Origin of the sequence: Plesiocystis pacifica SIR-1, assembly GCF_000170895.1 — a bacterium.
Classification (GTDB): domain Bacteria; phylum Myxococcota_A; class Polyangia; order Nannocystales; family Nannocystaceae; genus Plesiocystis; species Plesiocystis pacifica.
Genome location: NZ_ABCS01000012.1, coordinates 110,965 through 123,283 on the forward strand (window position 1 = coordinate 110,965; position 12,319 = coordinate 123,283).

The window sequence follows — 12,319 nt, forward strand, 5'->3', positions numbered from 1 at the left end:
CGCTCACCTTGATCGCGTCGCCCCAGCTTCCCGCGCCCGCGGGACCCCGCCGCTCACGCCCAACTGGCGTGGCCCTGCGGCTGCTGGTGCTCGCGGTGATGGTGTCGATGGTCGCGCTGGTGATGGTCGCCGCGCCGGGTCGCGCCCACGCCGGCGCGCCCCAGGGCGCGGTCGGCAACCCGGCGACGCAGGTGCCTCGAGTCGCCGATGGCCCCGGCAGGAAGGTCGGCAAGAACTCGACCTTCCACGGCGGCGCGGCCTTGGCCATCGGCTTCGACTCCAACGTGTTCTCCGAGTCCCGGGCGAGCTCGCCGGTGCGCGCGGCCTACGGCTTGCCCTCGGCCTGGCTGTCGATCGGCAACCGGCAGCTGCGCGCGGGCGTGCTCGACACGCCGCCCAAGGCCAGCGGGCGCAAGGCCGACTACTACCTCGGGGTCATCACCGGCTGGCGCCTGTACATGTCCGGCCAGCCCACGGTCTGGCAGGCGAGCAAGTTCAACATCGGCCTCAACCTGCGGACCATGTTCGCCCCGGGTCGGCACTTCTCCGTCGGCATCCAAAACGACCTGTACCGCCTCGGCGAGCCGACCAACTTCCAGGCCGCGCGCGAGTTCAACTTCAACCGCATCAGCAACTCGGCCAAGCTGCACTTCATCCTGCGCCCCAGCGGCGGCCGCTTCAGCCTCGACGTCGGCTACCGCAACCAGCTGCTGGTGTTCGAGAACGGCGACTTCTTCCGCTCGAACCGCCTGGTCAACGGCCTCGAGACCGAGACCAAGTACCGCCTCCGCGATCGCACGGCCTTCGCGATTCGCTACGACTACCACTACACCTACTACTTTTGCTGCACCGACCTGGGCGTCGGGCGCAACGAGGACTCCCACGCGCACCGGGTCCTGGGCGGCTTCTCGGGCCAGCTCGGCGACAAGGTGGTGCTCGACGCCTTCGCGGGCGCGGGCTTTGGTCTGTACAAGCAAGACCGCAGCGGCCCGGACTTCGACAGCTTCATCGGCTACGTGGCGCTGGGCTGGTTCCCGAGCTCGAAGACCCAGATCGGCCTGCGCCTCGGTCGCGAGTTCAACGACTCGCTGTGGGGCAACTACTACACCGACATCGGCGGCTCGCTCTCGGCCGGCCACGTGTTCAAGTGGAACATGCGCCTGGACGCGGGCTTTGGGGTCTACGGGCGGCGCTACGCGGGCCTGCCGATCCCCGGCGAGGACACCCAGGACATCACCAGCTACGTCGCGGCCGACGGCTTCGTCCGCCGCGACACGCTGATCAGCCTCAACGTCCAGCTCGAGCAGGCCCTCGGCAAGTACTTCGTCGTCGGAGGCCGCTACGCCCTCGGGGCCGACCTGACCGACTTCCAGGTGACCTACTCCAACGGCTTCACCCAGGCCGGCCGCTTCAACCGGAGCCTGCTGATGGTGTTCGGCGCGGTGAGGTACTGAGGTGCGGCGGCGCTGGAGCTGGCTGCTCGCGCTGACGCTGGTCTCGGCGGGCGCGTGCTTCGAGCCCGACCACGGCCTGATCCCGCCGGCCAAGCCGGTCGAGCTGACCTCGGGCCTGAGCTCGGGCGACGTGTTCGAGGTCCGGGTGTTCGGCGAGGCCGAGGTCGGCGGCACCTTCCAGGTTCAAGAAGACGGCAGCATCGTGTTCCCGCTCATCGGTCGGGTCGAGGTCATCGACAAGACCCAGGCCGAGATCGCCGGGCTGCTCGAGCAGCGCCTGGCCGACGGCTACCTGCGTGATCCGCAGGTCACCGTGGTGCTCACGGCGCGGGAGAACTTCGAGGTCAGCGTCCTGGGCGAGGTCGAGCGCCCGGGGACCTTCGGCTTCGTCGAGCAGATGACCCTGGTCCAGGCGATCTCCGACGCCGGCGGCCTCACGGAGGTCGCGCGAGTGCGCCGGGTCCGGCTGACGCGCAAGACGGACGGGGGCCAAAAGACCTACGAGGTCTCGGTCAAGGCGATCACCGACGGGCGCGAGCCGGACATCCTGCTCCAGCCCGGGGACATCATCTTCGTGCCCGAGAGCCCGATCTGACGCCCTGACCGGTCCACTGCGGGCTGCGACTGTGTGTTTGTTCGGGTCGCGAGGCTCACCGAATTTTCTCCCCAGCAATCCGCGGGATACACTGGCGACCAAATGGCCGAACCGAACATCGTCCTGGGTATCGACCTGGGAACGACCAATTCGGCTTGCGCCGTCGTTCGCGACGGCCGCGCCTCGGTCGTGCGCCGGGGTGACGATCGCATCGTGCCCTCGGTGGTCGCGGCCCTGTCCAACGGGCAGTTCGCCGTGGGCAACGAGGCCAAGCAGCTGCGCTCGGTCGACCCGACCCAGGTGGTCTACAGCGCCAAGCGCCTGATCGGCCGGCGGTTCAGCTCGCCCGAGGTCCAGCGCCACCGCGAGACGGTGCCCTACCGCATCGTCGAGGGGCCCAACGAGTCGGTGATGATCGAGCTCGGCGGCCGCCGGCTGAGCATCGTCGAGATCAGCTCGCAGATCCTCCGCTACCTCAAGGACATGGCCGAGGAGGCCCTGGGCCAGCGGGTCAAGAAGGCGGTCATCGCGGTCCCGGCCAACTTCACCGACTCCCAGCGATCGGCGACGCGCATCGCCGCGCGCCTGGCCGGCCTCGACGTGATCCGCGTGATCAACGAGCCGACCGCGGCGGCCCTGGCCTACGGCTACATCGAGGACATGGACCGGCGCATCGCGGTCTACGACTTCGGCGGCGGCACCTTCGACGTCACGATCTTGCAGATCACCCGCAACGTCTTCGAGGTGCTCTCGACCTCGGGCGAGATGTTCCTCGGCGGCGACGACCTCGACGCCGAGATCCTCGAGCGCATGGTCGCGACCTACCAGGTCCAGCACGGCTTCAACCTGCACGGCGACGCCCGGGCCCTCGAGCAGCTGCGCATCGCCGCGGAGCAGGTCAAGATTCAGCTCTCGGAGCAGCCCAGCGCCTCGGTCCGCGTCGAGAACATCCCCAAGGGCAGCGGCCGCCACCTCGACTTCAGCCTCAGCGAGCGAGACCTGCGGACCATCGTCGAGCCCATCGTCCGGCGGACCACGCCCGTGTGCGAGGACGCGATGCGGGTCGCGGGGGTGAGCGCGGAGCAGATCGACGAGATCGTCCTCGTAGGCGGCACCACCCGCGTGCCCCTGGTCCGCGAGGTCGTCGAGGACATCTTCGGCAAGGCGCCGCAGACCTCGATCAACCCCATGAGCGTCGTGGCCGTGGGCGCGGCGATCCAGGGCGCGGCGCTGCTCGGCTCGTTGGTGCCGATGGCCACCGGCGGCGTCTCGGCCCCCTCGGCGGCCCAGAGCGCGGTGCTCCTCGACGTGACCCCGCGCAGCCTCGGCGTCGGCACCATCGGGGGCAACGTCGACTTCATCATCGAGCGCAACTCGGTCATCCCCGTCGAGCAGACCCGGCTGTTCACGACCACCGCGGACAACCAACGCTTCGTCCGCATCCAGGTCTGCCAGGGCGAGAGCTCCGAGTTCGGGGGCAATACCAAGCTCGGCGAGGTGACCCTCTCGGGCCTGCGCCAGGCCCCGCGGGGCTCGGTGACCGTGGCCGTGACCTTCGAGATCAACACCGACGGTCTGCTCGAAGTCCGCGCCCTCGATCAGGACACGGGCCAGGAGCAGATCGCGACCATGCGCGTGCTCGGTGGCCTGCCCCAGGAAGAGGTCGACGCGATCCTCGAGCGCGCGCGGACCCCAGCTTCTCCTCCGCCACCGCCCCAGTAGCCATGACAAGCAGCCCAGCAGCCCGCACGGCCCAGGTCGAACGCAACACCCGCGAGACGCAGATCCGCGTGGCCCTGACCCTCCCCGGCGACGCCCCGGCGCCGCCCAAGGTCGACACGCCGGTGCCCTTCCTCTCGCACATGCTCGAGGCCCTCGGGCGCCACGGGGCCATGGCCCTCGAGGTCGAGGCCAAGGGCGATGTCGAGATCGACGATCACCACACCGTCGAGGACGTCGGCCTGGTGCTCGGGGCGGCCCTCGACCAGGCCCTCGGCGACCGCAAGGGCATCTACCGCTACGGCCACTTCTCCCTGGCCATGGACGAGACCCTCGTCGACGTCGCCCTCGATCTGGGCGGGCGGCCCTACCTCGTCTACGACCTGCCGGCGATCTCGGGCAAGTGGATCGGCCGCTTCGACTGCGAGCTCGTGCGCGAGTTCTATCAGGCCCTCGCGGTCCAGGCCCGGATGAACCTGCACATCCACCTGCGCGCCGGCGGCAACGCCCACCACGTCGTCGAGGCCAGCTTCAAGGGCCTGGCCCGGGCGCTGCGCATGGCCTGCGCCCACGACCCGGCGATGCTCGGGGCGGTGCCCTCGACCAAGGGCGTGATCGTTTAGGGGACCAGGCCGACTAGGCCGTCTCGGCCTTGGCGATCTGGGTGTGGAGCTTGCGAAGGGGCGGCGTCTCCTCGAGGGAGAGGCCGAGCTCGCAGTCGATCCACGCCCCGTTGAGGTCGCCGCGCTCGAACTTTTGGCGGGCCGAGCGGAGGTAGATGCGGGCGAAGGGGTTGGACACCTGGCGCTCGTCGGCGTCGAGGCGGCGGGAACGATCGGCCGGCGGCAGGCGGACCACGCCCTCGCCGAGGCCGCGGTCGTAGTTGGCGCGCAGCTCTGGATCGGTGAGCACCTGGTAGGCCTCGGTCATCCGCTTGTAGACCGAGTACACCGCGCGCTTGACCGACTCGCCCTCGGTCGCGACGAAGCGGTCGGGGTGGAAGCGCTGGGCTCGCTCGTAGAAGGCGTCGCGGATCGCGATGTAGTCCGTGGCCGGCTCGATGCCGAGGACGTCGTAGTAGCTGAGCTCTTCGATCTCGGCGTGGAGCCGAGCGACCTCCGATACCAGGGCGCCCATGCCAGAACTGCTCATCGGCATCGATGGTAGCAGCTAGGCGCGGCGACGGCCTAAAAGCGTACGCCGATGCCGCCCGGGCCAATCTGGAGGCGAGACGCGGCCTCTTCGAGCTTGGCCTTCTTGGTCGGGCTCTTGGCGGTGTTGATGAGCACCGCGACACCCAAGGTCGTCAGCGCGCCGCCGACGATGCCCAGGGGCAAGCTGATGGCCATGGTGTCCCACAGGAACACGCAGTCCTGGCCGTCGAACTTGGTGTCGTCGTTCTCGTCGCAGGCGCCCCCGATGCGGTAGGGGACGCGGCCGTGGATGAGCCCGGCGGTCACGCCCGCGCCGACGATGCCGACGATGCCGAGGCTGAGCGAGGCCCAACCCCAGGGGCGCTTGGGCAGGCGGTTGGGGACCTTCTCGAGCTCGTAGTCGAGGCTCTCGCGGGCGCCCTCGACGAAGGTGCGCTGCTCCTGGACGGCGATGTAGCCCTCCTTGGATACGCGGATGACGTGGTCGCCCGGGACGATGGACTTGTCGATGGGCGTGGTCCCGAACACCTCGCCGTCGATGGTCACCTCGGCGCCCTCGGGGTTGGAGCTCAAGACGATGGTCGCGGGGCCGCTGGCCAGGGCGTCGAGCTTGGTGCGCAAGGTCGCGGCCTGGGTCTGCAGCAGGCCGCCGACGTCGGCGACGCCGCAGATCTCGCAGCCGTCGGAGGAGCTGATGATCGAGCTGCCGTCGCTGCCGTCGAACAGGGCCACGCTCACGGTGTAGTCGCGGTCGACGGCCTCGATGGTCACCCGGACGATGTGCGTCGCGCCGGTCTCGTCGGCGATCTTGCGCATGCACCCGGCCTTGTCGCAGTCGCCTTCGCCGTGGGCCGCGGTGACCTGCTCGGGCGCGACCACGTCGAAGCTGCCGCGCTCGAGGCCCTCGACGAGCTGAGTGGTCAGGGTCGCCCGGTCGGTCTCGGGCATCTCCCCCTCGACGACGAGCGGCAAGATCGCGACCTTGGGCGCCTCCATCGACGGCGCGGCCGTGTCCTCGGGCGCCCCCGCGAAGGCGGTGGAGCTGGCCGGCAAGGTCGCGCAAGCGAGCGCGAAGGCCGTGACGAGGGCGGCGGGGGTGCGACGTCGATCCGCAGGGCGGAACATGAGGCGACCATAACATGGCAGCCGGGCCCCGTCCGGATCGGCGCGGGTGCAAAGGGCAGCAGTCCAGCGCTTGGCTGAGAAGCTACTCCTGGACAGAACCGTCGCCCTTTGCCCCACCGCGGATGAACTTGTCGACGGCCTCCTCGTGCTCGCGCCGAGACTTGGAGAAGTAGTGGGTGCCGTCGTTGCGCGAGACGAAGTAGAGGTAGCGCGTCCGCTCTGGGGCCAGCACTGCCTCCAGGGAGCCGCGCCCGGGGTTGCTGATGGGGCCGGGGGGGAGCCCTTCGTGGGTATAGGTGTTGTAGGGATTGTCCGGATCGCGGAGGTGGATCCGACGAATTCGCCCCTCGAATTCCTCGCACGCCGCGGACACGCGCTTGGGCACGGTGCAGCCGTAGATGATCGTCGGGTCGGTCTGGAGCAGCTTGGGCTTGAAGCTCTCGAAGCGCAGGCGGTTGAGGAACACGCTGGCGATGCGCGGGCGCTCGGCGGCCTGGCCCGTCTCCTTCTCGATCAGCGAGGCCATGATCACGATCTCGGGATCGCCCCACTCGAAGTCCTCGGCGAGCTTGCGGGCCCCGTCGACGTGCTGCTTTCGCAGCTCGGCGTAGACCTGGCGGTGGCGCTTGACCAGGCGGCGGACGATGTCCTCGGCGCTGACCGAGGTCGAGAAGCGGTAGGTGTCCGGGAACAGGTAGCCCTCGGCGTTCTCGCCCTCGATGCCGAGCTCGGCGAGCAGCTCGGGGTCGCGCATGGCGTAGAGCAGGGCCTGCTCGTCGCCGCCGAGCCCCGCGTCCGCGAAGATCTCGGCGATCTGCAGCGAGTTCTTGCCCTCGGGGATGGTGACCCGCCGCTCGTGCACGGGCTCGCTGTGCATCAGCTCCTCGAGGATCTGCGTGGGCGTCATGTCGCCGCGGAAGGTGTGCTTGCCGGCGGTGACCTTGCCCGCGGCCCCGCGGTGGAGCACGAAGAGCTTGAAGGCCGTGGCCTCGTCGGCGCCGATGACCTCGTGCTCTTGGAGGATCTGGAGCACCTTGGGGAAGCTCGAGCCCGCGGGGATGGTCAGGGTGATCTGTTGCCCGCCCCCGACGCCGGGTCGGTCGGGGTAGGTCATCAGCCGGGTGTAGGCCGAGCGCGCGCTGAAGCCCGCGAAGCACACGAGGCTGACGATGATGGCCAGGGCCACGCGCTGCGGTCGCTTGGATCGACGCGGCATGAACCAGGGCACCGGCTCGCGGCGGGCGGGCTTGCGGCGGGTGTTCACCAGGGCTCTCCGCGGTCGTCTGGGGTCGAGGACTCTCGCCGGCGAGCTTGGGCGTCGAGCCAGCCCTGGAGGATGAACTGGGCCGCGACGGCGTCGATGTTCTGCTTGCGCTTGGCCCGGGACACGTCGGCCTCGAGCAGGGTGCGCTCGGCCGCGGCGGTCGAGTAGCGCTCGTCCCAGGTGTGCACCGGGAGCGCGCGCTCGGCCTCGGCGATCGCGGCCTCGAGCACCTTCAAGAAGCGGCGGACCAGCCGGGCGCGGTGACCCTCGCTGCCGTCGAGCTCGAGGGGCAGGCCGACGACCAGGGCGCGGACTTCGAGTTCGCTGGCGAGGGCGAGGACCGCGGCGCTGTCGAGCTTGTGTCCCTGGCGGCGCAAGACCTCGCGGGCGTGGGCCATGCTCCCGCCGACGTCGCTCACCGCGAGGCCGATGGTCTTCGAGCCGACATCCAGGGCGAGAACGCGCATGAGCGGAGGTCTTGTAGCACGGGCTCGCGGGCCCAGCGAAAGGTTGAACCAAAGGTCGATGCGCCACGACGCGGAGACCCTGCGGTCCATTCCGTTCGGCCGTAATCGATGACAATTTGCGTTTTTGCGTCCTCGATGGCGGACCCCGACGTCGACTCGCGCGTAGCATCGGTCGCTGGTGGGAATCATCCCTGCTCGGGCCCGCGTCCGGCAGGGGCCGAGCGACACCGGCGGACACCGACGAAAGCGAGCCATGATGCGACGACCTTGGATGTGGATCTGTGTGGGAGCGGGCGCCCTCGCCCTGAGCGCCTGGACCTTGACCGCCCGCGCGATCGAGCCGGGCACGGGGGCCGCGACGCCGAGCCCCGCTGGCGCCGAGGGGAGCGAGGCCAAGCTGGGCAGCCCGACGAGCGCGAGCGTCGGCAACCACGGCGGGACGATCGTCGCCGACGCCCACGGCTTTCTGGTCGTCGACCGCGGCTCCCACTCGCTGATCCGGACTGACCGCGAGGGCAAGGCGCTCGCGGCCTTGACCCTCGAGGGCGCGCCCGGGGAGATCGTCCACGACGGCGCGGGCAAGCTCTTCCTCGCCGATCGCCACGGCGACCGCATCGTCCGCGTCGCGCCCGGAGACGCGAGCGGAGCGGGCCTGGCCGAGCAGAGCTCCGTCGAGCTGCGCGAGCCCCACGGCCTGGCCCTGACCCCCGACGGCGAGACCCTGCTCGCGACCAGCGTCGCCGAGCACGAGCTGGTGGCCCTCGACGCCGAGACCCTCGAGCTGCGCTGGCGCCTCGAGCTGATGCCCGAGCCCCGCGGGGTCGCGGTCGCGTCCTCGGGCGAGGTCGCGGCCGTGGGCTTTTTGACCACGGGCTCCGTCGCCTTCGTCGACCTGGTCCGCGGCGAGCTCATGACCTGGCAGGCCCTCGACCCCCGCGATCACGTGCGCCTGGTCGAAAAGGATGACGGCTGGGGCGACACCTTCACCGTCGCGCGCATCGAGGAGGCGCGCAGCCGCTTCGCCGTGCCCGTGGAGACCGGGCGCCGCTACTCCCGGGGCGCCTTCGCCCTGGCCTACCTCAGCGACGACGTGCTGGTCGCCGCCAACCAGCTGGCGACGCCGCAGCTGCGCCGGGTCCCGGCTCGAGATCGCAACGACACCTACGGCGGCGGCGACCAGTCGATCCGCCCCATGGTCCACCGCCTGAGCATGATGGCCGGCGACGGGGCCCTGGGCGCGCGGCCGAACCACCTCGAGATCCCGGTCCACCAGCCCCACGCCATGGCCTACGACGCGAAGGAGGACGTGCTCTACGTCGCGGGCTACGGCGACGAGCGCATCCTCGCCGTGCGCGCGCCGAGCTCGGGCCTGCTCGACCTGGCCTGGGTCGCCGAGCTCGACGGCAACGGCATGAAGCGGGCCAAGGCCCAAAAGACCTGCGGCGCCGACGGCCTGGTCCTCGACGGCGAGGGCGGGCTGTGGGTGCACTGCGAGTTCCGCCGCAACCTCGTGCGCGTGGACGTCGAGGACGGCAGCTTCGAGGCCGGCCCGGAGCTGGCTGAGGCCAAGCGCTCGGAGCTCGTCGAGCGGGGCGCGGACCTGTTCCGCCGCAGCAACCCGCTGACCTCCGACGCCGGCACCCTGGCCTGCTCCAACTGCCACCCCGAGGCGCGCGCCGACGGCCTGACCTGGCGCCTGGGCAAGTCGACGCTCCAGGCCCCGGTGCTCGCCGGGCGCGTGACCCAGACCGAGCCCTTCAAGTGGGACGGGCAGGACCCGGACCTCGACGCGAGCCTGCACCACACCATGTTCCGCCTCGGGGGCACGCCCGACGAGGTCAAGCAGGCCGACTTCGACGCCCTCGTCGCCTACCTCGAGAGCTTGCCGGCGCCCAAGCCCAAGTCGGCCAAGGACCCCGAGGCGGTCGAGCGGGGGCGACAGGTGTTCGAGGCCGAGGCCTGCAACGCTTGCCACGCGGGCGATCGCTTCGTCGACCACAGCCAGCACGACCTCGAGACGAGCATGGCGGTCGTCGACACGCCGAGCCTCCTGGGCCTGAGCCACTCGTCGCCCTACTACCACGACGGCAGCGCCAAGGACCTCCACACCCTGGTCACCGACCGCGGAACCATCCACGAGATGGCCGACTTCTCCGGGCTGAGCCCCGCCGAGCGCGACGACCTCGTCGCCTACCTGGAGGTGCTGTGATGGCGAACCCGAACAACCCAAACTCGAACACGATGATGCTGGCGAAGTCCGGGGCCCTGGGCCTGGCGCTGCTCGGGCTGAGCGCGCTGGCGTGCCAGAGCCTCAACCAGGGCGCGAGCGCGACGGGGGTCGACGACGCCATGAGCGACGTCGGGGACACGGAGACGGCCGAGGTCGACGCGGGGCCCGAGCCTCGCGGGCCGCGGATGGCCGAGCTCGACTGGGGCCGCGCGCCCGAGGGGCGGCTGACCGAGGTCGTCGCCGATCCCCGGGCCGAGTCCGCGCTGACCCTCGATCAGCACGGCACGGTGATGCTGTGGCCCCAGCTCCAGGCCGCGGACGGCTCCCAGCTGCACGCCCTGAGCCTGCCCATCTTCGAGCCGCGGGCGATGTCCATCGCCAAGCCCGCGGGCGCCGACGCGGGCCGGCGCTACGCCATCGCGCACATCGACACCACCAACACCGGCCACTTCGGCGAGGTCGAGGTCGACGCCGAGGGCAAGGGCCGCTACGTCGAGCGCTTCACCCTGCCGCCGAGCGACCCGCTGTTCGAGGTCCACGCCCTCGACGGCGGCGAGCGCTACTTGGTCCTGGGCATCGATCACGTCCTGCGCCTCTACGACCGCACCGGCAAGCTGCTCTCGGCCCTCGACGAGCCGGGCTTTGGTCCGTGGCAGATCCGCATGGCCGGGGGCGTGGGCGAGGCGCCCGAGCTCGCCGTGGTCTTGGCGCAGCCCCTGCGCATCCAGGCCATCTCCCTCGCGGATGATCAGCTGCGCCGCGTGGGCGAGCCCCAGCCCTTCGAGCTCGACCGCGGGCCCAACCAAAACGACCTGGCGCTCTCGCCCGACGGCAAGACCATCGCGGGCCTGCGCCGGCCCAAGGCCAAGACCCGGCAGTGGAGCGTCGAGCTCATCGACCTCGAGGGCGGGCCGCGCAAGCTCATCGCCGGGCGCACGACCACCCTGGTCCGCCCGCGCATGCACTTCGTCTCGGCCACGCAGCTGCTGCTCGAGCACGGCGACGGCCGGGGGACGCTGGTCGACCTGAGCCTGGCCGAGGTCCCGCCCCACCCCGAGCCCCGGGAGCGCCGCGACGAGGTCGGCGATCTGCACCCGGACTCGCGCTTCGCCGAGCGCATGTCCAAGCGCCTGAGCCACACCCGGGTCAAGCTGCCCGGACCCACCGAGGAGCAGAACTGGGAGCGGCGCATCGACGACGACCAGTTCGAGCGCATGCACGCGAGCGTGGTCAACGGGGTGCGCCTGGCCCTCGACCAAAAAAAGCCCGCGCGGGTGGTGGTCGACGGCGACGTCGCGACGGAGGGGCACCTCGATCTGGGCTTCCCGCCCATCGACGTGCGCATGGGCGCCCTGAGCCCCGAGGGCGAGGAGGTGGCCTGGGCTCAGCGCTACAGCCTGCGCTTCGACGCCGTGGCCAAGGGTCGGCGGGAGGCCGTCGACCGCAGCCACGGCGCCGCCCCCGAGGGGATGTTCTACGTGTCGAGGGACCGGGCCTTGCTGGTCACGAGCACGAGCTCTCGCTACTACGCGAGCTTGTACGACACCGCGACGGGCGAGGCCCTCGTGACCGAGCGCCTCGAGGTCGACTGGGGCGTCGCGCAGCTCGACTACGCGCCGAGCGCGGACGGGTCCGGGCTGATGGTCTACCGTGACAGCAAGCCCTCGTCGCCGCTGCGCAGCCTCGCTATCGTCGACGGCAAGCTCGGCGAGAACGCGGCGCTGCCCAAGGCCGAGTACGAGGCCTGGGAGGGGATCCGCTACAACTACAAGGAGTCGGTGCTCGGGCGCCTCGCCGAGATCGACCCGGACCTCGACTGGTCCGAGCGCGAGCTCGACGAGTACACCGCCGACCGCCAGGGCCGCTGGTACCTGACCTTCCGGAGCATGGCCACGGACCTGGCGATCGTCAGCGCCGAGGGCACCCGCTTCGTCGAGCTCCCGCCCGGTCAGGGCCGCGAGCTCGAGGCCAGCCCCGACGGCAGCCTCGTCGCCGTGGTCCAGTTCCGCTCCAACGGCCGCTTCGACGTCAACGAGGAGCTGCAGGTCTCGGTCATCGACAGCGAGGCGGGCGAGCGCCTGTGGAGTCAAGAGCTGTTCAACCGCCCCGACGATCCCCGACGTCACCGCAGCGTGGAGCTGGAGTGGTCGGGGGACGGGGCGCGGCTGCTCACGGTCAACGCGGGCGACGGGCGGGTGTTCGACGCGCGCACGGGCAAGCAGCTGCGCGAGCGCACCAGCGAGTACATCGAGGTCGTCGAGGTGAAGCCCGAGACCAGCGAGTAGGGCCGTCGCGTGGGGGCGCGTCGGTG

Annotated in this window: 10 protein-coding genes; 6 read left to right on the forward strand and 4 right to left on the reverse strand. The window is 70.7% G+C overall.

The window, feature by feature from the left end; all coding sequences use genetic code 11:
- The first annotated feature begins 68 nt into the window (after positions 1–68).
- From PPSIR1_RS08535 to hisB, 4 genes are all read left to right on the forward strand, one after another.
- Positions 69–1,454, forward strand: coding sequence for a hypothetical protein (locus PPSIR1_RS08535; RefSeq protein ID WP_006970623.1), 1,386 nt, complete (start codon positions 69–71; stop codon positions 1,452–1,454).
- 1 nt (position 1,455) lies between these two features.
- A complete protein-coding gene (locus tag PPSIR1_RS08540) occupies positions 1,456–2,049 on the forward strand; it encodes a polysaccharide biosynthesis/export family protein (protein ID WP_006970624.1) in 594 nt (197 codons plus the stop codon).
- Positions 2,050–2,151: 102 nt separating this feature from the next.
- Entirely contained in the window at positions 2,152–3,771 is a 1,620-nt protein-coding gene (locus PPSIR1_RS08545; protein WP_006970625.1) for an Hsp70 family protein, read from the forward strand.
- A gap of 2 nt (positions 3,772–3,773) precedes the next feature.
- Entirely contained in the window at positions 3,774–4,391 is a 618-nt protein-coding gene (hisB, locus tag PPSIR1_RS08550) for an imidazoleglycerol-phosphate dehydratase HisB (RefSeq protein WP_006970626.1), read from the forward strand.
- Positions 4,392–4,404: 13 nt separating this feature from the next.
- Here hisB and PPSIR1_RS42215 read toward each other — a convergent pair whose 3' ends face one another.
- The 4 genes from PPSIR1_RS42215 to ruvX form a co-directional block, all read right to left on the reverse strand.
- Positions 4,405–4,920 carry a DnaJ domain-containing protein gene (locus tag PPSIR1_RS42215; RefSeq protein WP_198154481.1) on the reverse strand — a complete coding sequence of 172 codons (516 nt, stop codon included), beginning with the start codon at positions 4,918–4,920 and terminating at the stop codon, positions 4,405–4,407.
- Between the two features lie 35 nt (positions 4,921–4,955).
- The gene (locus PPSIR1_RS08560; protein WP_006970628.1) at positions 4,956–6,047 is read right to left on the reverse strand and encodes a PEGA domain-containing protein; all 1,092 of its coding nucleotides are present in this window, start codon (positions 6,045–6,047) and stop codon (positions 4,956–4,958) included.
- 82 nt (positions 6,048–6,129) lie between these two features.
- Positions 6,130–7,311, reverse strand: a complete 1,182-nt coding sequence (gene mltG / locus PPSIR1_RS08565) for an endolytic transglycosylase MltG (RefSeq protein ID WP_006970629.1) — start codon at positions 7,309–7,311, stop codon at positions 6,130–6,132.
- Positions 7,308–7,778: a Holliday junction resolvase RuvX gene (gene ruvX / locus PPSIR1_RS08570; RefSeq protein WP_006970630.1), complete on the reverse strand. Its 471-nt coding sequence runs from the start codon at positions 7,776–7,778 to the stop codon at positions 7,308–7,310. Before ruvX ends, mltG begins: the two co-directional genes overlap by 4 nt.
- Positions 7,779–8,031: 253 nt before the next feature.
- On the opposite strand from ruvX, the gene PPSIR1_RS08575 reads away from it, so the two are divergent.
- Both PPSIR1_RS08575 and PPSIR1_RS08580 read left to right on the forward strand, forming a co-directional pair.
- Positions 8,032–9,987 (forward strand): c-type cytochrome, encoded by a 1,956-nt coding sequence (locus PPSIR1_RS08575; RefSeq protein ID WP_086001147.1) that lies wholly within the window; start codon positions 8,032–8,034, stop codon positions 9,985–9,987.
- Positions 9,987–12,293, forward strand: a complete 2,307-nt coding sequence (locus PPSIR1_RS08580; protein WP_006970632.1) for a YncE family protein — start codon at positions 9,987–9,989, stop codon at positions 12,291–12,293. Before PPSIR1_RS08575 ends, PPSIR1_RS08580 begins: the two co-directional genes overlap by 1 nt.
- Positions 12,294–12,319: the final 26 nt, after the last annotated feature.